This is a genomic window from Paraburkholderia azotifigens (assembly GCF_007995085.1).
GTDB classification, from domain to species: Bacteria; Pseudomonadota; Gammaproteobacteria; order Burkholderiales; family Burkholderiaceae; genus Paraburkholderia; species Paraburkholderia azotifigens.
Map to the genome: position 1 here is coordinate 1168191 of NZ_VOQS01000005.1, position 26536 is coordinate 1194726.

General features: G+C 63.7%; 28 protein-coding genes. 7 read left to right on the forward strand and 21 right to left on the reverse strand.

Translation table 11 applies throughout. The features are described from left to right. Positions 1-218: 218 nt before the first annotated feature. The 15 genes from FRZ40_RS37270 to FRZ40_RS37340 all read right to left on the reverse strand — a co-directional run bounded on the left by FRZ40_RS37270 (position 219) and on the right by FRZ40_RS37340 (position 13503). Positions 219-908: a GntR family transcriptional regulator gene (locus FRZ40_RS37270; RefSeq protein ID WP_147237529.1), complete on the reverse strand. Its 690-nt coding sequence runs from the start codon at positions 906-908 to the stop codon at positions 219-221. A 160-nt stretch (positions 909-1068) separates the two neighbouring features. Beyond that, positions 1069-1263 carry a hypothetical protein gene (locus FRZ40_RS37275; RefSeq protein WP_028364241.1) on the reverse strand — a complete coding sequence of 65 codons (195 nt, stop codon included), beginning with the start codon at positions 1261-1263 and terminating at the stop codon, positions 1069-1071. Beyond that, entirely contained in the window at positions 1256-2041 is a 786-nt protein-coding gene (locus FRZ40_RS37280) for a carboxymuconolactone decarboxylase family protein (protein ID WP_147237530.1), read from the reverse strand. Before FRZ40_RS37280 ends, FRZ40_RS37275 begins: the two co-directional genes overlap by 8 nt. 43 nt (positions 2042-2084) lie before the next feature. Then, positions 2085-2480, reverse strand: coding sequence for a cupin domain-containing protein (locus FRZ40_RS37285; RefSeq protein ID WP_028364243.1), 396 nt, complete (start codon positions 2478-2480; stop codon positions 2085-2087). Beyond that, complete coding sequence (locus FRZ40_RS37290) at positions 2477-3397, reverse strand: NAD(P)-dependent oxidoreductase (protein WP_147237531.1); 921 nt, start codon at positions 3395-3397, stop codon at positions 2477-2479. The genes FRZ40_RS37285 and FRZ40_RS37290 overlap by 4 nt, the downstream gene beginning before the upstream one ends. A 43-nt stretch (positions 3398-3440) precedes the next feature. After that, a complete protein-coding gene (locus FRZ40_RS37295) occupies positions 3441-4790 on the reverse strand; it encodes an MFS transporter (RefSeq protein ID WP_028364245.1) in 1350 nt (449 codons plus the stop codon). Positions 4791-4859: 69 nt separating this feature from the next. Next, complete coding sequence (locus FRZ40_RS37300) at positions 4860-5255, reverse strand: carboxymuconolactone decarboxylase family protein (protein WP_028364246.1); 396 nt, start codon at positions 5253-5255, stop codon at positions 4860-4862. A 110-nt stretch (positions 5256-5365) separates the two neighbouring features. Further along, positions 5366-6796, reverse strand: coding sequence for an aldehyde dehydrogenase family protein (locus FRZ40_RS37305; protein WP_147237532.1), 1431 nt, complete (start codon positions 6794-6796; stop codon positions 5366-5368). Positions 6797-6818: 22 nt separating this feature from the next. After that, positions 6819-7706: an NAD(P)-dependent oxidoreductase gene (locus FRZ40_RS37310; protein ID WP_147237533.1), complete on the reverse strand. Its 888-nt coding sequence runs from the start codon at positions 7704-7706 to the stop codon at positions 6819-6821. Positions 7707-7725: 19 nt separating this feature from the next. Further along, on the reverse strand, positions 7726-8052 hold the full coding sequence (locus FRZ40_RS37315) for an NIPSNAP family protein (protein ID WP_147237534.1): 327 nt from the start codon (positions 8050-8052) through the stop codon (positions 7726-7728). Between the two features lie 30 nt (positions 8053-8082). Further along, on the reverse strand, positions 8083-9018 hold the full coding sequence (locus FRZ40_RS37320; protein ID WP_147237535.1) for an NAD(P)-dependent oxidoreductase: 936 nt from the start codon (positions 9016-9018) through the stop codon (positions 8083-8085). 28 nt (positions 9019-9046) lie between these two features. After that, complete coding sequence (locus FRZ40_RS37325; RefSeq protein WP_147237536.1) at positions 9047-10432, reverse strand: MmgE/PrpD family protein; 1386 nt, start codon at positions 10430-10432, stop codon at positions 9047-9049. Then, positions 10422-11207 (reverse strand): SDR family oxidoreductase, encoded by a 786-nt coding sequence (locus tag FRZ40_RS37330; protein WP_147237537.1) that lies wholly within the window; start codon positions 11205-11207, stop codon positions 10422-10424. Before FRZ40_RS37330 ends, FRZ40_RS37325 begins: the two co-directional genes overlap by 11 nt. A gap of 13 nt (positions 11208-11220) precedes the next feature. Further along, complete coding sequence (locus FRZ40_RS37335; RefSeq protein ID WP_028364253.1) at positions 11221-12021, reverse strand: N-acyl homoserine lactonase family protein; 801 nt, start codon at positions 12019-12021, stop codon at positions 11221-11223. Positions 12022-12087: 66 nt separating this feature from the next. Continuing rightward, complete coding sequence (locus FRZ40_RS37340; RefSeq protein ID WP_147237538.1) at positions 12088-13503, reverse strand: MFS transporter; 1416 nt, start codon at positions 13501-13503, stop codon at positions 12088-12090. Between the two features lie 479 nt (positions 13504-13982). Between FRZ40_RS37340 and FRZ40_RS37345 the strand changes: the two genes are divergently transcribed. Together FRZ40_RS37345 and FRZ40_RS37350 are read left to right on the forward strand one after the other, a co-directional pair. After that, a complete protein-coding gene (locus tag FRZ40_RS37345; protein ID WP_147237539.1) occupies positions 13983-15149 on the forward strand; it encodes a porin in 1167 nt (388 codons plus the stop codon). Positions 15150-15258: 109 nt separating this feature from the next. After that, on the forward strand, positions 15259-15942 hold the full coding sequence (locus tag FRZ40_RS37350; protein WP_147237540.1) for an HAD family hydrolase: 684 nt from the start codon (positions 15259-15261) through the stop codon (positions 15940-15942). 39 nt (positions 15943-15981) lie between these two features. Here the strand turns inward: FRZ40_RS37350 and FRZ40_RS37355 are convergent, their stop codons facing one another. Continuing rightward, positions 15982-17448, reverse strand: coding sequence for an HDOD domain-containing protein (locus FRZ40_RS37355; RefSeq protein ID WP_028364257.1), 1467 nt, complete (start codon positions 17446-17448; stop codon positions 15982-15984). Between the two features lie 225 nt (positions 17449-17673). Next, on the reverse strand, positions 17674-18069 hold the full coding sequence (locus FRZ40_RS37360; protein WP_147237541.1) for a DUF3331 domain-containing protein: 396 nt from the start codon (positions 18067-18069) through the stop codon (positions 17674-17676). Between the two features lie 132 nt (positions 18070-18201). Between FRZ40_RS37360 and FRZ40_RS37365 the strand changes: the two genes are divergently transcribed. Next, positions 18202-18861 (forward strand): TetR/AcrR family transcriptional regulator, encoded by a 660-nt coding sequence (locus FRZ40_RS37365; protein WP_028364259.1) that lies wholly within the window; start codon positions 18202-18204, stop codon positions 18859-18861. A gap of 15 nt (positions 18862-18876) precedes the next feature. Here the strand turns inward: FRZ40_RS37365 and FRZ40_RS37370 are convergent, their stop codons facing one another. Together FRZ40_RS37370 and FRZ40_RS37375 are read right to left on the reverse strand one after the other, a co-directional pair. Then, entirely contained in the window at positions 18877-19146 is a 270-nt protein-coding gene (locus tag FRZ40_RS37370) for a hypothetical protein (protein ID WP_028364260.1), read from the reverse strand. A 316-nt stretch (positions 19147-19462) separates the two neighbouring features. Then, the gene (locus FRZ40_RS37375; RefSeq protein ID WP_147237542.1) at positions 19463-20404 is read right to left on the reverse strand and encodes a LysR family transcriptional regulator; all 942 of its coding nucleotides are present in this window, start codon (positions 20402-20404) and stop codon (positions 19463-19465) included. A 157-nt stretch (positions 20405-20561) separates the two neighbouring features. Here FRZ40_RS37375 and FRZ40_RS37380 point away from each other — a divergent pair, with 157 nt between their 5' ends. From FRZ40_RS37380 to FRZ40_RS37390, 3 genes are read left to right on the forward strand one after another with little or no spacing between them, the layout of a single operon-like run. Continuing rightward, positions 20562-21191 carry a cysteine hydrolase family protein gene (locus FRZ40_RS37380; RefSeq protein WP_147237543.1) on the forward strand — a complete coding sequence of 210 codons (630 nt, stop codon included), beginning with the start codon at positions 20562-20564 and terminating at the stop codon, positions 21189-21191. Between the two features lie 36 nt (positions 21192-21227). After that, positions 21228-21848, forward strand: a complete 621-nt coding sequence (locus FRZ40_RS37385) for a flavodoxin family protein (RefSeq protein WP_147237544.1) — start codon at positions 21228-21230, stop codon at positions 21846-21848. Between the two features lie 17 nt (positions 21849-21865). Beyond that, the gene (locus FRZ40_RS37390; RefSeq protein WP_147237545.1) at positions 21866-22153 is read left to right on the forward strand and encodes a DUF1330 domain-containing protein; all 288 of its coding nucleotides are present in this window, start codon (positions 21866-21868) and stop codon (positions 22151-22153) included. A 40-nt stretch (positions 22154-22193) separates the two neighbouring features. Here FRZ40_RS37390 and FRZ40_RS37395 read toward each other — a convergent pair whose 3' ends face one another. Next, positions 22194-23567 carry a M14 family metallopeptidase gene (locus FRZ40_RS37395; RefSeq protein ID WP_028364265.1) on the reverse strand — a complete coding sequence of 458 codons (1374 nt, stop codon included), beginning with the start codon at positions 23565-23567 and terminating at the stop codon, positions 22194-22196. A 326-nt stretch (positions 23568-23893) separates the two neighbouring features. Here FRZ40_RS37395 and FRZ40_RS37400 point away from each other — a divergent pair, with 326 nt between their 5' ends. After that, a complete protein-coding gene (locus tag FRZ40_RS37400; RefSeq protein WP_147237546.1) occupies positions 23894-24160 on the forward strand; it encodes a DUF4148 domain-containing protein in 267 nt (88 codons plus the stop codon). Between the two features lie 113 nt (positions 24161-24273). Here the strand turns inward: FRZ40_RS37400 and FRZ40_RS37405 are convergent, their stop codons facing one another. Beyond that, positions 24274-26529: a S8 family serine peptidase gene (locus FRZ40_RS37405; RefSeq protein ID WP_147237547.1), complete on the reverse strand. Its 2256-nt coding sequence runs from the start codon at positions 26527-26529 to the stop codon at positions 24274-24276. Between the last annotated feature and the right edge of the window lie 7 nt (positions 26530-26536).

Consider the following 26536-nt stretch of genomic DNA (forward strand, 5'->3'; position numbering starts at 1 on the left):
GGCTCAATTATCAAGCGTAGACGAAGCGATGCCGATTTGCCAGGCGCGCTGAATCGCATCCGCACGGCGTGACCGCGCAAATGAAGCCCGACTCAAGTATGAGGATTGACAGAGAGGGGGCCGCTTCGTGGGCGGCGCGGCGCCCGTACGGAACACGACGCCGGGAGCAGGACGCATGGTGCGCCGCATCGAATGCGAACGCAACGGACCCGCAGCGCTCAGGCCTGCTGCGTGCCCTCGCTCTCGCCCTCGCCGAGCATGCGCATCGCCGCCTTCTCCGCATTGGCGACGTGCAGACGCGCCAGTTCCTGCGCCTCGTCGGCATCGCGTGCCTTGAGCGCCTTGTAGAGCTTGTCGATTTCGCGCAGGCTGCTCGGCAGCCGGTCGGGATGCATCAGCGACGTGGCGCGCAGCAGATTCACGCGCGAATACAGGCTATTCAGGATTTCCTTAACCAGCGCGTTGCCGCAGTTGTCGAGCAGCACGTCGTAGAGCGCCGTCTTCGCCTTGAGGACGCCCGCCTGATCCTGAGCCGTTGCCTGCGCACGCAATTCCTTCGCGGCCTCGCCGAAACGGGCGATGGCGGCATCGCTGGCGAGCCTTGCGAACTCATGCGCGGCGAAGCCTTCGAGCAGCCCGCGCAGCGCGTACAGTTCGCTCGCTTCCTGCTGCGACATCACCGCGACGACGGGGCCTTTGTGCGGCACGCTGCGCACGAGCTTCTCCGCTTCGAGCTTGCGCAGCGCCTCGCGCACGGACGTACGGCTCACGCCGAGCGTCTCGCACAGCTCGCGCTCGATCAGCCGCGAGCCCGGCGCGAAGCGCCCGCTCATGATGGCCTGCCGCAACACGTTTTCGACCTGATGACGCAGCGTCTCAGGCCGGACCAACCCGATATCAGTCGACATTATTGTCTTCCCGTCCGACAAAGTTCCAGTCGCTATGATACTTCACCGCCAGCCGTTTTCCGTCCTCCCGCAGGCATAAATCGCACGCGATTGTTGACTGTGGCTGCCTGTGGTTATCTTTAGTCGTCTTTGGTTGTCTTTGGTTGGCCGTCCGTCGCCCTCAGTTGTAGCCGAGAATGGCAACGGGCCGCACATGCGCGTGCTCGTTGCCGTTCGCAGCGAGCCGCGCGAGCGGCAGCGCCTGCAATGCGCGGTACATCGAATGGTGATCGCGGCTGCGCATAGCGGGCTGCTCCGTGGGCCGCGCGCGCCGTGCAGCGTCCGCGTCGTCATCAGGCATCGTGGCGTTACGCATCGACGCTCGCCTGTTGCTTCTTCAACGCCGCTTCCAGCAGCGGCGCGCCGAGTTCGGCGCCATGAATGCCCGTCGTGCTGACGATCTCCAGCAGTTCCATCAGTTCGTCCGCCGTCGCGCCGTAGCGCAGTGCGTTGCGCATATGCAGTTTCAGGCCAGGCACGTACAGATGCGTCGACGATGCGTCGAACGCGCAGTACATGAACTCCTTCACCTTCGGACTCAGCACGCCCGTGCGCCACGGCACCGACGAAAACTCGACATACGCTTCGAACAGATCGGGATCGAGTTCGAGCAGCCCTTCCCACGTCGGATGCCAGTAGCCGCGATTCTTTTCGAACGCTTCCTTGAGCGCGCGACGCCGTTCGTCGAGCGGCCCGGGGCCGGCGCGCAAGCCCTCTTCTTCGAGCACTTCGAGCAGCACGGGCACGCCGACATTGCTGGTATGAATGCCGATCGTGCTGATCAGCTCGAGCACTTCCATCAGTTCTTCACGCGTCGCGCCGAACCCGAGTGCGCGTTCCAGATGATGCGCGACGCCGGGACCATACAACTGCGTCGCGCAGGCATCGGCGGCCAGCGCGATGAACGCGCGCGTCTTGTCGTCGAGGTGATTCCTGCGCTGCGGCACCGCGGAGAACTGCACATACGCATCGACGAAACCCGCATCGAGACGCAGCATGCTGTCCCATGCAGCGTTCCAGATGCCATGCACGCGCATGAAATCTTCCTTGATGTGCTGCGGATCGCGTTGTGCACGCGCTGCTTCCTGCTTCATTTGATCTCCCGTCGACGATCACATAAACACGCGCAAACCAGCCTCAGCCCGCAACCAGCCCCTGCGGATAATCCGCTTCGGCCACTTCTTCCTGCCACGTGGCCTTGCCGATCGACGTCGCGATATGCACCATGTAGCTGCCGTCGCTCGCACCATGCCAATGCCGCTCGTTCGGTCCGATGAAGACGATGTCGCCCTGACGGATCTCCTGCGGCGCTTCGCCTTCCTTGCAGATCCAGCCCTTGCCCGCCGTCACCTGCAGCACCTGGCCCTGCTCGTGCGTATGCCAGTACGTGCGTCCGCGCGGCGCAAAGAACACGGTGTTGATGGTCACGCCGTCCGTCGGCGGCATCACGGGATCGGCCCACACCGTGCCCGTGAACGTCTCGCCGCGCTGCTCCGACATCTTGCCTTCTGCCCTGCCGTGAAAAACCTTCATGCCTGCTTCTCCTCTTTTCGAACCTTTCCGTCGAACAGCCGCACGCCGCCCGATACATCGCCGATCGCATCGACGACACGATTGCTGATCACATCGCCATAACCCAGCGCCGTACCGAGCCCGAAGCTCGCGAGCGGCCCCGACGCATTCAGCGACACGACGCCGAGTTCGCGCGCGCGATCCACATACAGCACGACGTCTTTCGTCATCAGCTTGCCCGTCAGTCCGCCTTCCAGATAGTCGCCGTCGACGATCTTCGGAAAGCGGTTCAGCGTCGCGAAGTTCACGCCGCTGCTGCTATTGAGCACGTCGAGCAGCAGATGCAGATCGAGGCCTGCCTTTTTGCCCGCCACCATCACTTCCGCACTCGCCGCGAGACTCACGGCGTTGAGGAAGTTGTTCAGCAGCTTGGTGGTGTGTCCCGCGCCGCTCTCGCCCATGTGCGCGACCTTCGAGGCGATGGGCGCGAATGCCCATTTGAGCGCCTCGACGGCGCTCGCGTCGCCGCCGACCATCAACGTCAACGTGCCCTTCTCCGCCGCCGCCGCACCCCCCGAAATGCCCGCATCGACATACTGGACGCCGCTTTGCGTGAAGCGCCGCGCGAGCCGTATCGTCGAACTCGCGGCCGCCGTGCTCAGGTCGACGACGATCTGTCCGGCACGGCACTGCGCCAGCACGCCGCCCCCGCCTTCGACCACGGCCTCGACGACCTTGCTGTCGGGCAGCGACATCATCACGACGTCGGCGAACTTCATCACTTCCGCTATCGACGACGCCGTCTGAGCGCCCGCTGCCTTCACACGGTCCGGCACGGTGTCGTAGCCGAGCACGGCGATGCCCGCGTCGACGAGGCGGCGCGTCATGCGTGCGCCCATGTTGCCGAGACCGATGAATCCGATCCTTTCCCTGTTCATGTCCGTTGTGTCCTTGCAGTCATCCCATCAGTCAAATGAGTCGTCAGAAATCGACGTCCTTCGTTTCCGGTCCCATCAGCGCGCCGATCGCGCCGATCAGTCCGCCGACGCACAGCAGCACCACCGACGTCATCCGCAACGGCATGAACGCGCTCAGCCAGTCCATATAGAACGCGTAGAACGACGGGATGATCACCGAGAGACTGAAGCCGACGCCGAAGCCGGTGGCGCGCACGTCCGTGACGAAGCGTTCGTTGATGTACGTGACGATCACGCCCCACGGCGACGTCACCAGCACGGCAAGCACGCAGACGAGCGCGATGATCGCCGGCAGCGACAGGCCGTCGACGTTTGCGATCACATACAGCAGCCCCGCGCCGACGGTCGCGATCAGCGGACCGACGATCACGAAGAAGCGCCGCCGCCCGATCACCTGCGCGAGCATCCCCGAGCCGATGTAACTGAAGAACAGCACGAAGTACGTGACCATCAGCGTCGACGTCATCTGGAAACCCGTCAGATGCAGCGTCTTCACGAGCAGACCCGTCGGCAGGAAGATCGTGATGATGTTTTGCGTAAGCCAGAAGCCCGTCATCATCGCCAGCACCTGCAACAGGTTGCGCCCGCTCTTGCCGCGCAGCAGGTCCGTCAACGGCAGCTTTTCGGGCTGGCTGCCCTTGTCGGCCGCTTCGCTTTTCCAGATCTCCGATTCCGCAACCTTGTGCACGTAGTACATCGCCAGAATGCCCGCGAGCACGGCGCCGAGCACGAATGGAATACGCCAGCCCCACTGCGCGTAGGGCGAGTTCATGCCGTTCAGCGGGAACAGCGCGAACATCAGCATCGCAACGAGATTGATCGACACGTACGCGGCCGGAAAGCCCGCGATGATGAAGCCGCCGACGAACCCTCGCTGCTCCTTCTTCGAATACTCGATGGCGAGCGGCATCGCACCCGTGTAGCCGCCGCCGAGGAAGATGCCGTCGACGAACCGCAGCAGCACGAGCGCCCAGTACGACACGATGCCGATGCTCTCGTAGCCCGGCAGCAGCGCGATCAGCAGCGTCACGACGCCGAAGCCCGACACCGACCAGATCGACGCCTTGCGACGCCCGATGCGGTCCGCGATCATGCCGAACAGCAGCGCGCCGATGGGCCGCCCGAGCAGCGTCGTGATGAACACCAGCGAAGCCAGAATCGTCTCCATGCCGCTCGACAGATGCGGCGGTTGGAAGAACGCGAGCACCGGCGACAGCACGACGACGGGCAGATAGATATCGAACATGTCGATGTATTCGGAAAAGAACGCGCCTTTGATCGCATTGCGCCTTTTCGTTTCGATCGACTGCTCGCCTTCGGACTGCACGACGTCGGTCGCAGTGAGGGTTTTCATCGTTGTCTCCATTCGTTGTCGGGCAGTCCGCCTCGCGGTCGCACTGCCTTATGTGGTGTCAGCGCGGCATCAGGCCGCCGAAGTCTCCGCTTCGTACGCCTTGATCGCTTCCGTCGCGACGCGGAACGCCGCGAGCGCGAGCGGCACGCCGCAATAGATGGCCGCCTGCATCAGCACCGCGCGGATCTCGTCCTTCGTCACGCCGTTGCGCAGCGCGCCCTTCACGTGCACGGCGAGTTCGTGATGCTGGCTCATCGCGGTCAGCATGCCGAGGTTCAGCATGCTGCGCGTCTTGAACGACAGCGTCCTGTCGCCCCAGATGTCGCCCCAGCAGCATTCCGTCACGTACTTCTGCATCGGCCGGTTGAAGTCGTCGGCGTTCGCCCACGATTTCTCGACATGCCCCGCGCCCAACACTTCCTTGCGGTTCTCGAAGCCTTTGTCAAAACGTTCATTGCTATCCATCTTGAAGTCCTCTCTGTTGCTGGTCCCGTTTCGTTTCCGTTGCTTTGTGCGCTATCGCTGCCTGACGCGATGATTGTCAGACAATCTAGACGCGCAAAATTTTTTGGCCGTCACGGCTGGCCGTAGCCCACCATCGCCTTCGTCTCCAGATACTCGCGCAAGCCCGCATCGCCCCACTCGCGGCCGTTGCCCGAACGTTTGTAGCCGCCGAACGGCGCCTGGAAATCGGCGGGCGGATAGTTCAGATGCACGCCGCCCGCACGCAATGCGCGGCCCACCTTGCGAGCGCGTTCGATGTCCGCCGACTGCACGTAGGCGGCCAGACCGTAGTCGGTGCCGTTGGCAATCGCGATGGCGTCCGCTTCGCTGTCGTATGGGATCATCGACAGCACCGGCCCGAAGATTTCCTCGCGTGCAATGGTCATGTCGGGCGTGACGTCGGCGAAGATGGTCGGCTTCGCGTAATAGCCTTTATCGATGCCCGCGGGCAAACCCGTGCCGCCCGTCACCAGTCGCGCGCCCTCGTCGATACCCGTCTGAATCAAGCCCTGCACGCGCTCGAACTGACTACGGTTGACGAGCGGTCCGAGCTGCGTTGAAGGATCGTCGGTCGGCCCGACGCGGTAGGTCTGCGCCGCACGTTTCGCGATCTGCGCGGCGTCGTTCATCAGATGACGCGGCACCAGCATGCGCGTCGGAATCGAACACGACTGCCCCGAGTTCGTGAAGCATGCCGCGACGCCACGCTTCACGGCCTCTTCGAGATCGACGTCGTCGAGCAGAATGTTTGCCGACTTGCCGCCCAGTTCCTGTGCCACGCGCTTGACACTTGACGCGGCGGCCTGCGCGACCAGCACGCCCGCGCGCGTCGAGCCCGTGAACGACACCATGTCGATATCCGGATGGCTCGCGATTGCTTCGCCGACGCCCGGACCGTCGCCGTTCACGAGGTTGAACACGCCTGCGGGCAACTGCGCTTCGTCGAGCACTTCGGCGAACAGCAGTGCGCTCAGCGGCGAATACTCGCTCGGTTTGAGCACCATCGTGCAGCCAGCCGCAAGCGCAGGCGCGATCTTCACGACGATCTGGTTGACGGGCCAGTTCCACGGCGTAATCAGCCCGCACACGCCGATCGCTTCGAGCACGACGCGCGTGCTGCCGCGCTGTTCCTCGAACTCGAAGCGCTCCAGCACGTCGATCAACGCGTTCAGGTGCGCAGGTCCGCGCGCCGCCTGACCGTTGCGTGCGAACGTGATGGGCGCGCCCATCTCGCGTCGCATCGCTTCGGCGAATTCGTCATAGCGGCGCTCGTAGATTTGCAGCACGCGGCGCAGCAACGCGACGCGTTCCGCGACACTCGTCGCCGACCACGCGGGAAACGCACGGCGCGCGGCGGCGACGGCACGACCCACGTCGTCCGCGTTGCCGAGCGCGAGCCGCTCGAACGGCAGCTCTGTCGATGGATCGACGAGATCGAACCATCGCGCGGACGCGGGCTCGACCCAGCGTCCGTCGATATAAAACTGCGCTGCATGCGACATGGCAGGCTCCTGTGGAGAAAGATCAGCGCGCATCGCGATCGAGCAGGCGATACATTTCGGTGTGGTCCGTTGCGGGCGTCGAACGCTGTGCCGCTTCATCCCACATCGCCGTACAGGTCTCGCCGAGCGCCAGCGGATAACCCACTGCCTGCGCGAGCGCACGCGCGATCTTCAGATCCTTGTTCATCAGTTGCAGTGCGAAGCCGGATGCGAACGTGCCGCTCAGCATGAACTGCTTGACCTTGTTTTCCGACGTATTGCTGCGGCCCGACGAAGCATTCAACACATCCGTCATCACATCCGGCTCGATGCCGAAGCGTTGCGCGACGAGCAGCGCCTCGACAGTCGCCGCGAGTCCCGCCGCCGACACGTAGTTGTTCAGCGCCTTCGCCGCATGGCCCGAGCCCGCGCCGCCGATGTGCAGAATGCTCTTGCCCATTGCTTCGAGGGCGGGCATGCATTGCGCGAGCACGTCAGCACGGCCCCCGACGAGAATCGCCAGCGTGCCTTCCTTCGCTTTCTTTACGCCGCCTGAAACGGGCGCATCGAGATAAGCGAGGCCGCGCTCTTCGAGCACCGCACCGAGCTTGCGCGAACGCTCCGGCTCCGACGAACTCATGTCGATCACAACCGTGCCCGGCGCGAGCCGACTCGCCCAGCCGTCCGCGCCGCTGCCGAGCAGCACGCTTTCGACGATCGCCGAGTTCGGCAGCATCGTGATCAATGCATCGAGCGACGCGGCGTTATCGCGATTCAGGCGCTGTGCGCCCGTTTGTGCGGCGAGCGCATCGGCGCGCGCGCCATCCGCATCGTCGACGTAAAGCTCGAAGCGCGCGTTGACAAGACACTGCACCATCGGTGCGCCCATCATGCCGAGTCCGATGAAACCGATGCGCGTGGGTTGAATCATGGCGTTCATTCTTTACCCTTTAGCGCAGCCTGGAGAACGAAGTCGGCGTGAGAATGTGACTCTCGATACGCTCGACGATCGGCCGCTCCGCTTCGGATGCCGCGCGTTTCGCGATCCACTCTGCATCGGCCTGGAACGCGTTCCACTTCTCTTCGCGCTCGGCGAGGTTCTCCCATTCGATCATGTACGTCAGCGAGTGATTGCTCGCGCCGATCAGCGTCGTCCAGAAGCCGACCTGGCGGATGCCGTACTTCTCGAAGAAGCCGAGCGTAGTGCTGGTGAAGCGGTCGAGCAAGGCCGGCAAACGTGTCGGCGCGCAGTGATAGATACGCATTTCAACGATCATCTGAATCTCCGTAGTTGTGTTGTGCAGGGTTTAGTCCGCGAGCCCGTCGACCGACGACCAGCGTTCGACGTATTTGACGAGTTCCGTCATGTCGCGCGCGGCGCCGTCTTGCATCGCGGCGTAATTCCACATTTGCCGCGCCACGCTGCCGACCCACATCGGCACACCGAGCGCCTGGCATTCGTCGACGGCAAGGCCGATGTCCTTGCATACGCTGCCGACAGGGAAGCCGAAATCGAACGTGCGCGGCAACACGTGCTTCGGAAACTTGTCGAGCGTCGCGCCGTTCTTGCCGCTGCCCGCATTGATCACGGACATCATCACTTCCGGGTCTAGCCCGCCGCGCACGCCTGCGACGAACGCCTCGGACGTAATCGCGAAGGCCGTCGACGACAGCATGTTGTTCAACAGCTTCAGCAATTGCCCTTGCCCCGCCTTGTCGCCGACCACGAACACCTTGCCGAACACGTCGAACAGGCCGCGCACTTCTTCGAGCGCGACGGGATTGCCCGCCGCCATGATCGCGAGCGTGCCCTTCGTCGCACCCGCCGCGCCGCCGCTCACGGGCGCGTCGACAGTTTCGATACCTCTCGCGAGCAGGCCTTCCGCAACCTCCTTTTCGATGCGCGAGCCGACCGTCGACAGATCGACCAGCACCTTGATCGCACTGCCGTCGATCAAACCGCCGTCGCCGAGCGCGACCTGTTTGAAGATCGCGGGCGTCGGCAAACTCGTGAAGACGATGCGCGCCGTGTCGGCCACTTCCTTTACTGATGCCGCCGCCTGCGCGCCGGCCGCCTTCAGTTCCGCGACGGCCGCTTCATCGCGATCGAACACGACCACCGTGTGTCCCGCTTCGATCAGCCGCCGCGCCATCGGCCGGCCCATCGTGCCGACGCCGACGAAACCGAGCAGCGGACCGCGCTGCTGATTTGATGACTGACTTGATGCCTGACTACTCGACATGACAATCCTCGTAGATGAAAAGCCCGTTCTAGTCCAAACCGCGCGCACGCGCGACACGCATCACAGCCGCCGCATCGTGCTCCGTTTCGAACTTCCATAATCTGTCGCTCAACGCTTGCGCATCGACGCGGGAGCGTCCGTATGCAGCCAGCTGATGCAGCTTGTCCGCCAGCTCGACGTTGGCAAGCGGCGCGGCGAGACTGCCGCGCGCCGCATGCACGCGATGCTCGATCCGTTCGCCCGAACGCAGCACGATCGCCACCTGCGCCGATTCGACGGGCCACGATGCGTCGTCGATGAAACGCAAGCGGCCCGCGAGCGCACGCAGCGACGGATCGGCGACAGCGGCATCGCTGAACTCTTCGAGCCCTGCCTTGCCGCGCGACAGCACGACGGCCACCGCATGTTGCGCACTCACCTGCGATTCGCGGCCCGTCCGCACGCCCGGCCGATCGGTTCGCTCGCGCAGCAGCGGATGCCCCGTCAGTTCGATCTGTTCGATATCGTCGAACGACCAGCGTGCGTCGCGGCGCAGATCGAGGCACGCGTCGATCACCGGGTTCAGCACGACGCCGCACGGATAGGGCTTGTATGTGTTCTTGAGCAGTTCCCACTCGTGCCCGAGCTCTCGCGTCAACGCATGCCAGGCAGGCTTCGTAGCGGCCACGCGCAGGAAGCCGCGCTCGCCTTCGAGCGGCGCATCGGGGCCTGAGAAACCGTCTTCGGCCAGCAGCGCGGCGAGCAGTCCATTGCGCGCCGCGTTGCCGACGCTGATGCTCTTCGACATCGTGCCGAGCGTCTCGACGAGTCCGCCCGTTTGCACCGATGCATTGCCGAGCGCCCAGACGATCGCCTGTTCATCGAGTCCACGCGCTTTGGCGACGGCCGCCGCTGCACCGAACACGCCGCATGTCGACGTGATGTGCCAGCCGCGCTGATAGTGTTCCGGCGAAACGGCATTGCCGATGCGGCATTCCACCTCGACGCCGAGCACGAACGCGAGCAACAGCCCTTCGCCGCTGATCGCGTGCGACTCGGCGAGCGCGAAGAGCGCGGCGGCGACGGGCGCCGTCGGATGGATGATGGTCGGGATATGTGTGTCGTCGAAATCGTAGACGTTCGCGCTCATCGCGTTGAGCGCGGCCGCGTTCAGCATGTCGGTGCGTTCGCTGCGGCCGATCAGGGTCGCGCTATCGTCGGCGCGAAAGCGGCCGTAGACGGTCACGGCCTTGTCGAGCGTCGGATCGTGCGCGGCTGCCAACGCGACCGCGAAGTAATTGACGAGCGAGCGCTTTGCTTCATTGCGCACGGCAGCAGGCAAGTCGCGCCATTGCGTACTGGCGACGAAGCGCGAGAGCGTGCGTGTCAGCGCGCCGCTGCGCAATGCGTTTGCGTCGATGGAATCAGCCTGCAAGCCAGCCTCCTTCGATCGGCATCATTGAGCCCGTGATCTGGCTCGCCGATGCTCCGCACAGGAACACGACCATATCGCCGACATGCGCGGCATCGACCAGTTCACCCGTCGGCTGCTTGCCCTTGAGAAATTCGCGCACCGCATCGTTGCGTTCGAGGCCGCGCTCGTCCATCAACGCATGAATGCGGCCATCGATGTTCGGCGTCAGCACCGAGCCCGGACAGATCGCATTGCACGTGATGCCCTCATTCAGCGTCTCCATGGCAACCGCGCGCGTGAGGCCGAGCAGCGCCGTCTTCGTCGTCACATAGTCGACGCGATTCGCGACCCCACGCGCGCCATACACCGACGTCATGTTGAAGATGCGTCCCCAGCCGCGCTCGCGCATGCCGGGCAACGTCAGTTGAATCGCACGAAACGCGGCTGTCAGATTGACGGCGAGCGCGTTGTTCCAGTGTTCGAGCGGAAACGATTCGATGCCCGCGAAATGCCGCACCACGGCGTTATTGATGAGCACGTCGAGCGTGTTCAGCCTGGTCTGCGCACTGTCGATCAACGCATCGACACCTGCCGCTGTTGCGAGATCCGCTTGCACGTACGCGACGTTTACATCGAACGAAGCGGCGAGTTCCTCCGCCGTATGTGCCATGTTCGAAGGCGCCTCGAGCCCGTGCAGCACGATGTCGCAACCGGCGCGCGCCAGTGCGCGGGCCATTGCGAGACCTAACCCGTTCGACGATCCCGTCACCAGCGCGCCTTTGCCTTTCAGCATCATGTGAGTGCCTCGCTTAACGCGCTTCGGCGTCGAGCCGCACGATCCAGCCTTCCGTCTCGCGGTCGTGCGACGGATAGCGCGTCAGCACAGCGGGATCGTGGCCGGGAATCACATGCTCCCGCGAGCTTGCGAGCCGATGCGCAGCTTCATAACCTTCGAGCATGTCGCCCACGTTATAGACGACGGGAAACGGCCGATGCTCCTGCATGTTCGCGTAGAAATGCGAGGCGTCCGACGCGAGCACGACCCAGCCGCGCTGCGTATGCACGCGAACGACCTGCAAACCGTTCGTATGTCCGCCGACCCAATGCACGCTCAGTCCGGGCACGATCTCCGAAGCGCCGTCATGAAACTGCACGCGCCCTTCGAACAGACGGCCCACCATCGACTTCACGTCTTCCGGCTCGAACGGATGATTCAACGCGTGATGACACATGCAGCGGCCCGTGCAATACGCCATCTCGCGGTCCTGCAGGTGATAGCGCGCGCGCGGGAACAGCGAATGATTACCCGCGTGGTCGTAATGCATGTGCGTGATGATCACGTCTTCGACGTCATCGGCGCGAATGCCGATCTGCTTCAGCCCGCGCTCGACCGTGTTGGTGATCGTGCGGCCGCGCTTGTCGGCCATCGGCTGATCGAAGCCCGTATCGACGATGAAGGTGCGCGATTCGCCCACCACGGCCCACACGAAATAGTCGAGCGGCATCGGCACGTCATGCGAATCGCCGCCAATGAAGTTGTCGCGCGAACGGCGCTCAAAATGCGCATACTTGACTGCGTAGACCTTGTACTGCTCTGCTGGCGATGACATGTCTCAAGTGTCCTTGTGTAGGTAATTCGTGTAACGCCTTCATGCCGATACTTCGTGCACGGCCGCTTATTTCATCGCTGCCGTTGCACCGCCTTCGACCGCTTCCTCGCTCGCAACGCCCGCATCGGCGGCGATCGATTCGAGCGAGCGCTGCTTCGTTTCCGCGCCTAGCACGCTGACGATCAGCGCCTGAACCAGCAGCGTGCCGACGATCAGCGTCAGCACGCCCGCGATGCCGAAGCGCGTGTACGCGCCAGCCACCGCGTACGGCACGGCGATGCTGACCGCGCGCCCCGCCGTATTCGCGAGGCCCGAGCCGCGCAGGCGCAATTCCGTCGGGAACAGTTCGGGCACATAGGTCGCGACGCTGAACGACGACAGCACGTAGATGCAGCACGTGATCGCGAAGCCGAGCGCCGTGATCGCCACCGCGGACTGCGCGAACGGATACGCGACGCCGAACGCAACGCACACCAGCGAAAACACCACGATGCCCCACTTCCGCCCAAGATGCTCGGCGAGTGCAAAAGCAATCAGCGAGCCAACGGGCCCGCCCGCGAACATCAGCGCCGTCAGCCCGAGCGAGTTCGACACGCTGTGGCCCTGCTTGACGAGGAATGTCGGTATCCAGCTGACGAATGCGTAATTCACCGTGAAGAGCGCGACCAGCACTGTGATCGCCGTGATCGTGCGCGTCAGCAGACGGCGCGAGAACAGATCGCCGAGACGGCCCTGATCGTTCGAATAGAACTCGCGTGTCGAGGTTTCGTGTGCGAGCGTGGCACGACTTGTCGCGCTGCCAGCAAAACCACCGCAGGCCGTCTCGATGCGCTCGACGATCTGCCGAGCTTCGTCGCCGCGTCCGCGCGACGCGAGCCAGCGCGGCGATTCCGGCATCGACTTGCGCAGGAACCACACGACGAGCGCGCCGCAGCCCGCGATCGCGAACATCCAGCGCCAGCCGTATTGCGGCACGATCAGCCAGCCGAGGAACGTCGACAGGAACAGCGACGTATTGATGATCAGATTAAGGATCGTGCCGAAGCGGCCGCGCCATTCGGCGGGAATGAACTCGCTCAGCGTCCCGTAGCCGACGACGATCTCCGCGCCCATGCCGACACCCATCACGAGACGAAAGAAGATCAGCCAGTAGATGGAAGGCGCGAGCGCCGCCGCAATCGACGCGAAGCCGTAAATGCCGAGATTGAACTGGTAGCAGAAGCGCCGGCCGAAGCGGTCGCCAAGCAGACCGGAGAGCCACGCGCCCGTCATCATGCCGATGAACGTCACGGACACGAACGCCGCATTGAGGCTGAGCGTGGACTCGCCGCTGTGGATCATCGCCGCGAGAACCGCGCCGGCGATGTAAATGTCAAATGAGTCGAAGTACATCCCCGCCGCGATCAGGCCCAGCAGACGCCAATGGAAGCCCGACAGGGGCAGCCTGTCCAGACGCACTCCGATGCCGACATCCATCTGCATGATGCTGTCTCCGTCATGTTGGCGTTCTTGTCCGGCGCTCTTCTCGCATTCGGGCATTCGAGCCCGCGAGGCGTCGTCTCATGGACGGATTATATTCCTGTCATACAATCCGTCAAGAAGACGATTTTCATCGAAAGCACACGACGCCTCGTGACAGGTGTGTGGACAAAAGGCTACAACTTCCCTTGCGAATGTTTACTGTCTGCTGACATCCCGATATATTCGCCGAATTACAACGGCGCCTCTGATCATTGAATCTGACGGCGCATCAAGCAGGCCATCCGCTTCACGAAAGCCGGAATACGGTCTCTGATCCACCTCGCGAGAGCACAACATCGGCATCGAAATGAAACACCGTGCGCATGCATGCGGTAATCGCACGGATTGACGTTTCGTTGTCCAGATCGATCCCCTTTCAGCACCATGCCGCGCGGCTGCCCGCAGCGATCGCGCAAGCATCTACTACAAATAGGAAGAGAATGAAAAAGACCATCCTGGCCGCAGCGGCCCTAGGGACTCTCAGCGTGGCAGCGCATGCACAAAGCAGCGTCACGCTGTACGGCCTGCTCGATGCCGGCGTGACGTACGCAAACAAGGTGGCCACGCCGAAGGGTCACGACAGCCTCGTCAAATACGGCGACGGCGTCGCGTCGGGCAGCCGTTGGGGCCTGCGCGGCACGGAAGACCTCGGCGGCGGACTGAAGGCGCTGTTCGTGCTCGAAAGCGGCTTCAGCACGGGTGACGGCACGTCGGGCCAGGGCGGCGCGCTGTTCGGCCGCCAGGCATTCGTCGGCGTCGCGAAGGACGGTATCGGCTCGCTGACGTTCGGCCGTCAATACTCGTTCTCGACCGAATACATCGGCGGCAACTACACGATGGGCAGCCAGACGCCCGCCGGCAACTACGCGTACCACATCAACGACCTCGACCAGCTGGTTTCGAGCCGCATCAACAATGCGGTCAAGTTCAGCAGCGCGAACTTCGCTGGCCTCACGTTCGGCGCGATGTACGGCTTCTCGAACTCCACGCAGTTCGCCGGCACGCCGACCACGACGACGGGCACCACGACCAGCCAGGGTTCGTCCAGCGCATACAGCTTCGGCGCGAACTATGCGCAGGGTCCGTTCGGCATCGGCGCGGCGTACACGAACATCCGCTTCCCGAACGGCGCGACGCCCGCCTTCAGTGTGAGCATCGCGAACGTCAACACGCTGGGGCTGCGCGACCTCGAAACGTTCGGTATCGGCGCGCGCTACGCGATCGGCGCGGGCCTCGTGTGGGCGAACTGGACGCACACGAAGTTCGAGCCGCTGTCGGGCGCATCGTCGAAGCTGAACAACTATGAAATCGGCGGCCGCTACGCGTTCTCGCCGGCGCTGTCGGCGGGTCTCGGCTACACGTTCTCGGACCTCGACGACCGCTTCGAAGGCAAGTGGCATCAGATCAACAGCTCGGTCGACTATGCGCTGTCGAAGCGCACGGACGTCTACGTGCTCGCGATCTATCAGAAGGCATCGGGCAGCAACGTCGTGGCGGGGCGCAACGTGCCCGTGCAGGCCGAGATCGGCTCGTCGTCAGCGTTCATCGGCAATGCGGGCGCGAACACGCAGTTCGTGACGCGCGTCGGCCTGCGCCACCGCTTCTGATCGTCCGCAAGATGGCGGCCGCGCACTCGCTGCGCGCGGCCGCTTTTGCAGCAGACAACGCCGAGTCGCGCTAACCTAACGGGTTTTGACCGACTCACAAAGGACCGCGATGTCTGCTTTTCCCTTCGACGCCGTATTGTTCGACTGCGACGGCGTGCTCGTCGATTCGGAAACGATCACCAATACCGTGCTGACCGCAATGCTCGGCGAGCTGGGCTGGCAGCTGGGCATCGACGAAGCGATGTCGATTTTCGTCGGCAAGACGGTGATGGACGAGGCGCCGCTGATCGAAGCGAAAACGGGCGTGATGATCACGCCCGCCTGGCTCGAGTCGTTTCGCGAGCGCCGCAACGCCGCGCTCGACCGCGAGGTGCTGGCGATCGAAGGGATCGTCGCGACGGTCGCCGACCTGCACGCGCGGCTCGACGGAAAGATCGCCGTCGCATCCGGCGCGGATCGCTTCAAGATCCGCCTGATGCTGGCGAAAATCGGCGTGCTCGAATACTTCGACGGCCACATCTTCAGCGGCCATGAAACGGCGCGCAACAAGCCTCATCCCGATGTCTACCTCGCCGCGGCCGCCGGGCTCGGCGTCGACCCTGTGCGCTGCGCGGTGGTCGAAGACACGGTCACGGGCGCCACGGCGGGCCGCGCCGCGGGCGCGACCGTATTCGGCTACAGCCCCAGCGAAAAAGGCCATAGCTCGAAGGCGGCATTGAGGACCGTCGGCGTCGCCGACGTGTTCGAACAGATGGAACATTTGCCCACGCTGCTGGCGGGCTGGCAACGCTGACGGTGTAGCGTCGCGGCGTGCTCGCGCCGCGACACGCGCTTACAGCATTTCGGCTTCTTCGAGATTCGCGCCGTAAAAGAAACGGCTCAATTCGCGTGTCAGTTCATTGAGAACCGCCATTTCCGGCTGCGTGATCTTGTGCACGGCGCGCGGGTCGGTCCAGTCGCCGTAGACGAGCGCAACGGTCGTGTCGTTGGCCTTCACGGGCAGCAACACGAAGGCCTGCGCGTCGGCGAGATGCGCCTTGAACCAGTCCGGCAGACGCGCTTCCATGCGCGGCTCGTGTGCGTTCTCGATAAAAATACCGACCGGGTTGGCGATGGCCAGATGGAACACGTCGGGCTGGAAGCCCGCGCCGAAGTTGAGCGTCGGCTGGGTGCGCTCCATGCCGGGACCGAAGCCGATGCGCGCGTGATAGCGCGCGTCGGCCTGGCGCACGAACACCAGCGTGCGCGACAGCGACAGGCCCGCCAGAATCGTTTCGGAAGCCAGCGTGAGCACGGGCGAGAGCGCCTTGCTCGACGGCAGCGCGCGCAGGTCTTCGAGCCCGGCTGAAAGACGCGCCTGCGCGGATTTGCCGGTGCGCACGATGGCATCGGCGTGGGCGCGCAGTTCGGAAATCTCCTGCATCAGGCCTTCATTGCTCTCTTCGTCGATCAGCGCGGTGCTCAGATGGTCGAGCCGCGCCGCGTCCATCCGCAGCGCGTCGCTGTAAAGCCCGGCGAGTTCGGTGAGCCGCGCTTCCAGCTCGTCGCCCGGCGCGTGTGCGACGAGCGCATTGCCGACTTCCGTCGAGTAGCTGTTGACGGCACGCAGCCAGCGCACATGCTCGGAGAGCGGCTCGTCCGAGGGCGCGCCGATCGCCTGCATGCCCGCCGAGATCGTCTCCGGCAGACGCCAGCGGCGCGCCGCCTCGCCGCCGATTTCCTCGAAGCTCACGCCCAACAGCAGCGCGCAAGCCTCGCTGTCGTCGATTTCGTCGGATGCCGCCGTGCGGCGCAGGCGGTCCCACTCGCCTTCCAGATAAAACGCCACCAGCAACCGGCCGATCTGCCGCATCAGCGCGCAGACCACGGCTTCTTCCGCGACACGCAGATCGAAGCCTTCCGTGATGCGCCGCGCGACTGTGCCGCACAGCAGCGCGCGGTTCAGTTCGAGCTTCGCGTCGATCCGGTGCGGCGCGCTCTGATGAAAGTGATCGACGATCTTCATGCCGACGACGAGATGGCCGACGGTATCCATGCCCAGCACCATCAGCGCGCGCGTCACGGTGGTGATATTGCCGCCGAATGCGACATACATGGCCGAATTGGCGAGCCGCAGCACTTTTTGCGTAAGGCCGACGTCCGAAAGCACGACCTGCACGAGCGACGTGAAGTCCAGATCGTCGTTATTCATCGCCGACACGGTGGAGCGCAGCGCCTGCGAGAGCATCGGGAAATCCCCGCGCTCGCTCATGCGCGCCCACAGTTTTTCCAGCAATTCGGACTTGACGGCGAGGGACATCTGGTGGTGATTGAAAACGGATATGTTGAAAGGCAACGGTACCCGTGATTAAAACACAACCCGCCACCCATCATTGCGTCCGTGAGTCGTCGACCCACCGCAAACTATCGATCCGATATGCCGTTGCACATTATTTCAAAGCCTTTCCATGTCGCCAATCCGCGACATACGGCGCTCTCCGGCCAGACGGGATGCAATCCGGCGGCGCAACGTCACCGCCTCGCCTCACCACCCGATACCCGACGCGACGATCATCGCGCCCGCATTGCCGGGCGGCGTGCCGTTCGCGCGCGGGCAGTAGACCATATCGCCCGCCTCGATCGGACGGCCCGTCAGCACGCAGACGCCCGCCCTGCGCGCGATGTTCACGCGCCATGTCTGATAGCCGTAGTGGCCCGTGCGCGCATCGCACCACGAGACGGTCAGCGTCTGCGGAGTCGGCTTGTCCAGCACGCGCACGGTCGGCTGGCTTTGCCCGTCCCAGCGTGCCGCCGCGCGCGCCCGGCGCCCGGCCGGCCGCAGGGATTCGACGGGTTCGGGCCTGACCTCGAAGTTGCGGATGGCGTCAACGGTGCAGGGCCAGACGTCGGCAGTGGGTTCGATCCGTACGCGCTCAGACATGATTAATTCAACACGTGATGAATATTGAGATCGTAACGGCGCGGCGGCCGTGTGTCAAACGGGCGTGTTGCGGCCCCGTTGGGATGCTCGGTTACACTCACGCCTGACGGGACGATCGGCAAGCTCATTCGAATGAAAGAAGTGACGGCAGCAGCGGAAACCCACAAGGAAAAGAAACGCGCGCGCGGGCGTCCGGCGTCGAGCGCGTCGGTCGGGCCGGACATGATCCTGCGCAATGCGCGCAAGACCTTCGGCAAGCGGGGATTCGAGGCGACCAGCGTGCGCGAGATCGCACGCGATTCAGGCGTCGATGCGGCGCTCGTCGCGCATCATTTCGGTTCGAAGGAAACGCTCTGGCTCGCCGTCGTCGAGCAGATCGCGGGTCAGATGGCGCCGATGATCGATGCGACGGCCGCCTTGCGGACCTCGCCGCTGGGCGCGCGAGCGCGCGTGGAAAGCGCGGTCGTGCGCTTCATCGACGAAGTGTTCGACGACCCCGATGTCGGCATTTTTTTCTCGACGGCGGCGACGGAGGAAGGCGAACGGCTGAATGTGCTGATCGAGCGGCTGGTACGCCCTTACCACGAGGTGCTCGTGCCGCTCTTCGCCGATGCCGCAAAAGAAGGCGAACTGAAGATAAAGGACGCCAGCGTGATGTTTTTCATGCTGCTGAACGCGATCAGCAAGACCGTCGCGTACAGCCATCTGATGCGGGCGTTTTCGTCGCTGCCCGACCATGAGAAGAAGTTCAAGCGCACGGTATTGGAGACGGCGCTGGGCATGCTGGCCTAGGGCCGGCGCGCCGCTTCAGGCGACGGCCGTGCGCCGTGCCTGATACACCGTTTCCCGCTCCAGCAGATCCAGCAGCGCGATGACCCGCTGCCGCTGCGTCGCCACCAGATCGTAGGTCTGCGCGAGCTTGCGCAAGCGCTTGCCCCAGTATTCGTAGTCGAGCCTGGATACGTCGTCTGCGCCCGTGCGGCGCACCACGTACTGCACCATCCTTTCCAGATGCTCCAGCTCCACGTCCGCAAGGCTCGCAGAGCGTAGCGTCGCGACGTCCGCCGGCGTTTCCATTTTTATTGCTGGCATGTTGGCCCCCGATCTCTTCCTTTGGCTGCCGGACGGGCCGCGCTGTCGCCGACGACAGCGGCTGCGTCAGCGCGCCGGCGGCGTTGTCGACACCGTCACGCGGCCTGTCCTGCTCTTTTCAGGCAACAATAGCGCGGCTTTCCGCGAGGGCTTTACCATGCGTCTCAGTTCGCGACGGCTTCGCAACAATTCGGCGCGGCGGGCACGCGCGGGCCGATGCGACAAGCATCGATTCATCCAACACCGTCGCGTGCGAGGTCGAATCGGGGAAAAAGAAAAGCGCTGCGCAAACGATTGCGCGTCATGAAGCGCGCTCGACGGCAAACTTCCGGTACGGCGCCAGTCGCGTATCGCCGTGCAGCGCGGAAAACACGTCGATCAGATGATCGGTGAAGAGACGCACCTTCTGCGACGGCTGCGCGCCTTCGGGAAACACCGCGTGAATGGGCGCGGGCGGCAGGCGGTAGTCGTCCAGCACGGTGACGAGCTGCCCCGAGCGCAGTTCCGGCTCGCATAGCCACTGTTTCGCCATCGCGATGCCAAGACCCTCGCGCGCGCACGCAATCACGCCCTCCGCCGCGCCGACGAACACGCGCGCCCGCACCTTGATCGATACGGGAATGCCGTCGTGCTGGAACGTCCACGTTTCGTGCGCGGTGCCCGACGGGCCGGTGACGAGGTCGTGCGCGGCCAGGTCGTCGAGCGTGGCGGGCGTGCCGCGCTCTTTCAGATAGGCGGGAGAAGCGACCAGCATGCGCGGCACCATGCCGATCTTGCGAGCGCCGAAACCGGAATCCTCCAGTTCGCCGAAGCGCACGGCCAGATCGGCGCCCTCCGCGATCAGATCCTGAATGCCGTCGGACGTCAGCAGTTCGACACGCAACGCGGGATGCGCCTTCAGGAACACAGGCAGACTCGGAATCAGCGTCCGCACGCCGACGATGGCCGACGTCGCCACGCGCAACACGCCACTCAGCCCGCCGGCATGGCGCGCTTCGTCGTCGGCCTCTTCGAGATCGCGCAGCAGCTTGCGCGCCCTGAGCAGAAACGCCTTGCCCGCCTCTGTCGGCACGATGTTGCGCGTGCTGCGCAGCAGGAGCGTCGTGCCGAGCCGCGCCTCGAGTTCCGACACGATGCGCGACACGGACGGCTGCGACAGCCCGAGTTCGCGCGCGGTCGCGGAGAAGCTGCCCGTTTCGGCAGCGCGCACGAACACGTGCAGTTCCTGGAATCGGTCACTCATTTGCGCCACGAATAGATGTTGTCCGCCGAAAGCCCGTAGTGCCGGGCCGATGACTCGCCCATCATGCCACCAACAGCCAGGCGGTTCAGGGCGAAGGCTCCGGGTCCGGAGGTTCGACGCAATCCGCTGTTGGCGCACTCATCCCAGGACTTGCGAAATGAACGACCGCCTCTATCCGCCTCAAACCACCGCACTCGTGCTGATCGACGTGCTGAACGACTTTCTTGCCGATGACGGCAAGCTGCATGCGTCGATTGCGCCGATGCTCGACAAGACGGGTTTCGTCGCGCATGTCGCGCAACTGCTCGACGGCGCGCGCGCAACGGGCGTGAAAATCATCTTCGCGCCGCACGGCACCGACGAGCACAGTTTTGACGACATCAAGCACGTGCATCCGCGCATGCAATGGGCGCTGCAGAACGAAGTGCTGCGCAAAGGCAGCTACGGCGCGGATTTCTACGCGCCGCTGCGTCCGCGCGACGGCGAGATCGTCGTGAGCCATCACCGCATGTTCGATTCGTTCATCGGCACCGATCTCGAAGAGCAGCTTCGCGCGAACGGCATCGAAAAGGTCGTGCTCGCGGGGCTGACGTCGCAGACGTGCATCGAAGGCACGGGCCGTCATGCGCTCGAAGCCGGTTTTCACGTGACGTTCATCACGGACGCCGTCGCCGATTTCACCGAAGCGGCACATGAAGCCGCACTGACGATTTCCTATCCGGCGTTCGGCCACGATGCGATGACGGCTGCTGAGTTTCTCGAAGCAGTCGGCAGCGGCGCGGCGTGACACGCGGTATCGCATCCACTTACTTCAGCAAACGTCATGTTTTCGCAAATCCATACAGAAGAAGTCACCGTCGCCATCGTGTTTCATAGCGGCTATGGCCACACCGCGCGTCAGGCGCAAGCCGTCAGCGAAGGCGTCGCGCAAGCGCAAGGCGCGGCACCGCTATTGGTGAGCGTCGAGCAGGCGCAGAACGAATGGGCCGCGCTCGAATCCGCCGACGCCATCATCTTCGGCGCGCCAACCTACATGGGCAGCGCATCGGCAGCGTTCAAGGCGTTCATGGATGCGAGCGCCGGCGCGTTCTTCAAAGGCGCGTGGAAAGACAAGCTGGCAGCAGGCTTCACGAATTCCGCCTCGCGCTCGGGCGACAAGCTCGCCACGTTGACGCAGTTCGCGATCTTCGCCGCGCAGCACGGCATGCACTGGATCAGCCTCGGCTTGCCGCCTGGCAACAACAGTTCGAGCGGCAGCGAACAGGACGCGAACCGGCTCGGCTTCTTTCTCGGCGCAGCCGCGCAATCGAACGCCGACGAAGGCGTAGACCTCGCGCCGCCGCAGTCCGATCTGGACACGGCGAGGTACCTCGGACAACGCGTCGCGCAGGCGGCGCTTCAATTCACGCGCGGGCGGACCGCGTTACGCGAACTCGAAGCCTGATGACAAAGGAGAACAACTTGGCAGCATATGTGATCTTCACGCGTGAAAGCACGCAAGACCCGGCAGCACTCGACGCATACCGTTCGAAAGTACGCGCAACCTTCGACGGCCACGCGCACAAAGTACTCGCCGCCTATGGCACACAGCAGGTACTGGAAGGCGACGCCGCCGAGGCGACCGTGATACTCGAATTTCCCTCCGTTGAGGCGGCGCGCGCATGGTATGACAGCGAGGCCTATCAGGCAGTCGCGCAGCACAGGCTCGCAGGGTCGCGGCATCGCGTGGTGCTGGTCGAAGGGCTTTGAAGCACGCAGCGCCATACATGCCTCAGATGCAGCGCTCGACTCAACTCGCTTCGATGCAAAACGCCAACAGCCCCGACGTGACTTCGTCGATGATCTGCTTCATCTCGGCGTAAGCGGGATGGAACGGCGTCGGATTGCCGGGGCTGCCCCATTCGATCGTATAAGAGAACACCTTCGCCTTTTTCGCGTCGATGATGTGACGGCTGAACGCGTAGTCGTCGGAGGTGCCTGCCGTCGGATACAGGCTCATCGACTGTTCCGTCTTGTACACGCGGCCACGCGACGCCTTGATCGCATCGCGCATCGCATTCGCGAGATGCACGGCGATTTTCTTGTCCTCGCTCCCGATGTACTCGCGATACGCCTTGTCGTTTGCGATGCCGCGCTTGCCGTCGTACGACGGGTTCTGGAAGTTCATGTCGGGATGCGTGCTCTGATCTTCGTCGTCGCCCCAGTTGTACAGAATGTCTTCCGAATAGCTGTGCAGATCGACGAAATAGCGGATGTTCGGATACGTGTCGAACATCCACACGGCGTTCTTCGTTTCAGGCTCGGATTCGGCGGCCGGACCGATATACACCTCGTAATCGCAGGGATCGGTGGAATTGGCGATGGGACTTTGAGGATCGAAGTACTGCGGAAAATTCCACAGGAAATTGTAGTTGCGATTGATATCCACGCCGCAGCATTGCGGCTTCGTATGACCCGCCGGCGCAGGGCGGCGGTTCTTGCGCCACATCGACTCTGCCGTCATGCTGTAGTGGCGGCCATCGGGATTGGCTTGCGGAAACACGTACAGGTCTTTAGTTTCGACAACCTGCTTGAGATCCGCGGCACTGAACGTTCTGCTGCCGATCTTGATGGGCGTATGCGTCGTATAGGCATTCGACAGCAGCTGCACGAAATGGATCAGGATGTCCGGACTGCCCCATTCGCGCGCATGCACGCCGCCCAGAAAATAGATGCCGGGACGTGTCGCGCCGCTGCCCTTGCCGATCTTCAAGGCATGACACGCACGCTTTTCCCATGTCGGATGAGGCAGTTTGATCAGCTTCGCGAACGTATCGTTGGGTGCGGCCGTGGCGGCGGCAATCGCAGCCTCGACCTGTTCGACGTCGAGATAGCCCGTGCCCGCTGCCACCGATAACGACTCCAGTGCTTGCGGCCCGGCCATCCGTGTACGCGTCTCGGATTGACGCGCCTTGCCTTGCGCTTCCGCGTCCTCGAGACGCTCGACCTTGTAGCCAGCACCTTCGAGCGACTTGATCTGCGCATCCGTTGCATGCGCGTCGACACGATAGCCGTCGTGAACCTTTTCGATAGTGTGACGCGCGACGAGGATCTTGTACTTCGTCACGAGATCGGCCAATGCCGCCTGGTCTTTTCCTGTGATGCGAGCGTGATAGCGGGACATGTTCATCTCCTTTCGACCCAAGGGCTCATTCAAGAACGGCGAACGGGTCGGCCATTTCAAGCGCGAAACCACACGCATTGCCGTTACGTGCGTGTATCACCAAAGTCATATGGGCCAGTATGCGTGCAGCATCCATACTGGGTTCATACGGCGCTCGCGAGCGTCACGATTCACGTGTCAACGTAGTCAATCCTGTGCCTCACAGATCCTGATGGTTGCTCACGTCTATGGTTGGCGTGCATTGCGTTCCTGTCGAACGCCTTACACGCCTCGTCTCGGTCCGGCGCAACCGGGTAATGCGCCGCAAAGTTCGTAAGGAGACTCACATGAAGACGGTGCTCATCCTCTGTGGCGGCATGCTCTGCCTGACGGCCATGCAAGCCTATGCACAAGAAGCCGGGACCAGCGTGTCGGCCGCGACGCCCGAAACCGTAATCAATTCCGAAGGCCCCGGCATGTCGACGAATTCCATGTCGGGCGGCATGGCGATGACGCACAGCAAGACGCGCGCCGAGGTCTATCAGGATCTCGTGCGTTCGCAACAGAACGGCGACGCGCAACGGCTGAACGATCTGTTCAAAGGTGGTAACTGAACGCTGCGTGCGTCGTCGTCCGGCGATGCACGAAGCGCAGTGCGAGGGCCCGCCGGCGACGACGGGCCCTTTTTCATGCGCCTTACTTTCCTTACGTTCGTGATGCATTCGCGCTACAGCTTGACGCCGCGCTTCTTCCACCGCGGCGACGGAAACCGCCCTTTGCCTCCGCGCACATCGGGCAGCAACGGCACCCACGTATGGGTCGGCAGCGGAACGATGGGGGGCGTCGCGGTGCCGGGACATTTGCCTAGCTGATGGGCCACCGCCGGGCCAGGCGCCGGGTCCACCATCCCCGCACGTTGCTTGACCCAGGCTCGCGCCGAGAACGGCGGCATCCCATGCGGCTGGATGACAGGCGCCTGGCCAATGACTTGCGTGCACGCGAGCACACGCGCAACCTGCGGCGCGGCCGCGCTCGTCCCCGACATTGCGACGAGCGAGCCGCTGCGCGTACTCGCACCGAGCACGCCGGCACACGCAGGCGAATCCTCGCTGATCGCAGTCGCATCGGGGCCGTCTCTCACGTTCTTGCGCAGCGAAGGTCCCGTCGACGAATACGCCGCCGCCGTGCCGTCCGTGCGCCGGTAAGCACCGACCACGACGGTGGAGTCCCCCGTCGCAATCGAGTTCAATGTGCTGCGACGGCTGATCCACGAATCGGTGTTGTTGTCGTCGAAATCGCGCACATGCATGCCGCCGACGAAGCGCTTGTAGCGCGGATCCTCGAAACGCGACTGACGTCCGCGAATGGGGAAACCATAGGCCGTTTCGTTGCGCTGGATCCATGCGTGGATATCGATCGATCCATTCGCGCCCGCAAGATTCGCCAGCGTCACGACCCAGTTGCCGGCAGGCGCCGCGATGCGCGACGGCTGACGCGTGACGGTCGGCGCAAGCGCGATCAGGATCATGTTGCGTCCGCCCGTCGCGACCCGGTCCAGATACACGACCGTGCACGACACGTCGCGGCCGTTCCCGTTCTGATACACGGCCATATTCTTCACCGCGATCACGGGACTCGGATCGCCCCAGGGCGGATGTATCCGGACCGTCACCTTCGACGCATCCGCATGTTCCGGCAACCAGATTTCCATGAAGCCCGGCGTCGCGCAGTCGGGCAGCGCGCGCCACGTAATGTCTTTCGACGCGCCGTTCGCCACGGAGAAACTCGCGTGACAACGCAGCACATTGCTGTTGCCCGCCGGCACGACGATGCTCAGATCGTGATGCAGAGCGATCAGTTCTTCGATCGCGCTTTCGATGATCGAACTGCCGTCGTGCGGTCCCGCCATATAGCCATAGCTCAGATTCAGCACGACGCAATACTTCGCGCCACTCGCAAGATCGTCGGCGCACCGCAGGATGTAGCGCATCGCATCGAGCGCGTGCACCGCGAACCAGCGTCCCGTCGTATCGCGCACGGTCCGGCCCGCTGTCCTGAACTGCACGCCGAGCACACGCACTTTCGCCAGCGCATCCCGCTGCGCGAGTTCGCCCGGTGACATCGATGCGGCATGAAGCGGATTGGGCCGCAAGCCGCCCGCGAGATCCATCACTTCCGTACCATGCGCCCAGCGCTTGCGCACATTGATGTAGCCGGCCTGCGCGTACACGGCGTCTTCTTCGACCTGGCCCGCGAGCGTGCAGCGCGCGAGCAGCGCGTCGATATCGGCTTTCCTGAGTTCGCTGCCATAGTGCAGCGATGGCGGCGTGCCCGCTGCGTCGTCCTGGTTCCAGAAGCGTTCGATTCGCGTGGTAGACGGCGTGCTGGTCGAGCGGAACCGCTCATGCGCGAATGCAAGACCATCGTCCATCACGCCGAGGAACACCATCTGCCCTGCACCGGTGTTCGAACCCGTGACGGAAGAGACGGGACCGAACGCGGGGCCTGTTCCATCCGCCAGCGTTCCCGCGTTCGGCGCGGCAGGCGCGGCAGGCGTAGCAGGCAGGTCGTCCGGCACGACGGGCATGCCAAACTCGAAGCGCCTCACGAAACCTTTGAGCGTCGTGTCGAGTTGGCCGAAGAACGCCTTCGTCACGACAGCCGTCAGGAAGCGGGTCTGCTCGAGATCGGCGGGCGGATAGCGATACAGCGACGACACGCGTATCCACGCCTGCCACGCCGCATTCGCGCCTTCGAGATCGTCCGCAAAAGATTTCGCGGTCTGCGCCGAGCCATTCGGCGAATAGGCTTCGAGTTCGATGATGACGCGTATCCAGCCGGCGGGCAGCCCGCCGAGATCGGCGAACTGCGTGGCGTCGGCCCACGCGAGATAAGGATCGGCGCTCGCCGTATCGGCGGCGCGCGCGGTCCAGTCGATCCCGCTCCACGCGCCGCCCGTGCCCGTCAACGATTGCCAGTTCATCGCTCAC

Excerpts from the sequence above, each read along its gene's own strand:
- FRZ40_RS37270 (WP_147237529.1), bottom strand. The coding sequence starts at position 908 with ATGTCGACTGATATCGGGTTGGTCCGGCCTGAGACGCTGCGTCATCAG.
- FRZ40_RS37275 (WP_028364241.1), bottom strand. The coding sequence starts at position 1,263 with ATGCGTAACGCCACGATGCCTGATGACGACGCGGACGCTGCACGGCGC.
- FRZ40_RS37280 (WP_147237530.1), bottom strand. The coding sequence starts at position 2,041 with ATGAAGCAGGAAGCAGCGCGTGCACAACGCGATCCGCAGCACATCAAG.
- FRZ40_RS37285 (WP_028364243.1), bottom strand. The coding sequence starts at position 2,480 with ATGAAGGTTTTTCACGGCAGGGCAGAAGGCAAGATGTCGGAGCAGCGC.
- FRZ40_RS37290 (WP_147237531.1), bottom strand. The coding sequence starts at position 3,397 with ATGAACAGGGAAAGGATCGGATTCATCGGTCTCGGCAACATGGGCGCA.
- FRZ40_RS37295 (WP_028364245.1), bottom strand. The coding sequence starts at position 4,790 with ATGAAAACCCTCACTGCGACCGACGTCGTGCAGTCCGAAGGCGAGCAG.
- FRZ40_RS37300 (WP_028364246.1), bottom strand. The coding sequence starts at position 5,255 with ATGGATAGCAATGAACGTTTTGACAAAGGCTTCGAGAACCGCAAGGAA.
- FRZ40_RS37305 (WP_147237532.1), bottom strand. The coding sequence starts at position 6,796 with ATGTCGCATGCAGCGCAGTTTTATATCGACGGACGCTGGGTCGAGCCC.
- FRZ40_RS37310 (WP_147237533.1), bottom strand. The coding sequence starts at position 7,706 with ATGATTCAACCCACGCGCATCGGTTTCATCGGACTCGGCATGATGGGC.
- FRZ40_RS37315 (WP_147237534.1), bottom strand. The coding sequence starts at position 8,052 with ATGATCGTTGAAATGCGTATCTATCACTGCGCGCCGACACGTTTGCCG.
- FRZ40_RS37320 (WP_147237535.1), bottom strand. The coding sequence starts at position 9,018 with ATGTCGAGTAGTCAGGCATCAAGTCAGTCATCAAATCAGCAGCGCGGT.
- FRZ40_RS37330 (WP_147237537.1), bottom strand. The coding sequence starts at position 11,207 with ATGATGCTGAAAGGCAAAGGCGCGCTGGTGACGGGATCGTCGAACGGG.
- FRZ40_RS37335 (WP_028364253.1), bottom strand. The coding sequence starts at position 12,021 with ATGTCATCGCCAGCAGAGCAGTACAAGGTCTACGCAGTCAAGTATGCG.
- FRZ40_RS37340 (WP_147237538.1), bottom strand. The coding sequence starts at position 13,503 with ATGCAGATGGATGTCGGCATCGGAGTGCGTCTGGACAGGCTGCCCCTG.
- FRZ40_RS37345 (WP_147237539.1), top strand. The coding sequence starts at position 13,983 with ATGAAAAAGACCATCCTGGCCGCAGCGGCCCTAGGGACTCTCAGCGTG.
- FRZ40_RS37350 (WP_147237540.1), top strand. The coding sequence starts at position 15,259 with ATGTCTGCTTTTCCCTTCGACGCCGTATTGTTCGACTGCGACGGCGTG.
- FRZ40_RS37355 (WP_028364257.1), bottom strand. The coding sequence starts at position 17,448 with ATGTCCCTCGCCGTCAAGTCCGAATTGCTGGAAAAACTGTGGGCGCGC.
- FRZ40_RS37360 (WP_147237541.1), bottom strand. The coding sequence starts at position 18,069 with ATGTCTGAGCGCGTACGGATCGAACCCACTGCCGACGTCTGGCCCTGC.
- FRZ40_RS37365 (WP_028364259.1), top strand. The coding sequence starts at position 18,202 with ATGAAAGAAGTGACGGCAGCAGCGGAAACCCACAAGGAAAAGAAACGC.
- FRZ40_RS37370 (WP_028364260.1), bottom strand. The coding sequence starts at position 19,146 with ATGGAAACGCCGGCGGACGTCGCGACGCTACGCTCTGCGAGCCTTGCG.
- FRZ40_RS37375 (WP_147237542.1), bottom strand. The coding sequence starts at position 20,404 with ATGAGTGACCGATTCCAGGAACTGCACGTGTTCGTGCGCGCTGCCGAA.
- FRZ40_RS37380 (WP_147237543.1), top strand. The coding sequence starts at position 20,562 with ATGAACGACCGCCTCTATCCGCCTCAAACCACCGCACTCGTGCTGATC.
- FRZ40_RS37385 (WP_147237544.1), top strand. The coding sequence starts at position 21,228 with ATGTTTTCGCAAATCCATACAGAAGAAGTCACCGTCGCCATCGTGTTT.
- FRZ40_RS37395 (WP_028364265.1), bottom strand. The coding sequence starts at position 23,567 with ATGTCCCGCTATCACGCTCGCATCACAGGAAAAGACCAGGCGGCATTG.
- FRZ40_RS37400 (WP_147237546.1), top strand. The coding sequence starts at position 23,894 with ATGAAGACGGTGCTCATCCTCTGTGGCGGCATGCTCTGCCTGACGGCC.
- FRZ40_RS37405 (WP_147237547.1), bottom strand. The coding sequence starts at position 26,529 with ATGAACTGGCAATCGTTGACGGGCACGGGCGGCGCGTGGAGCGGGATC.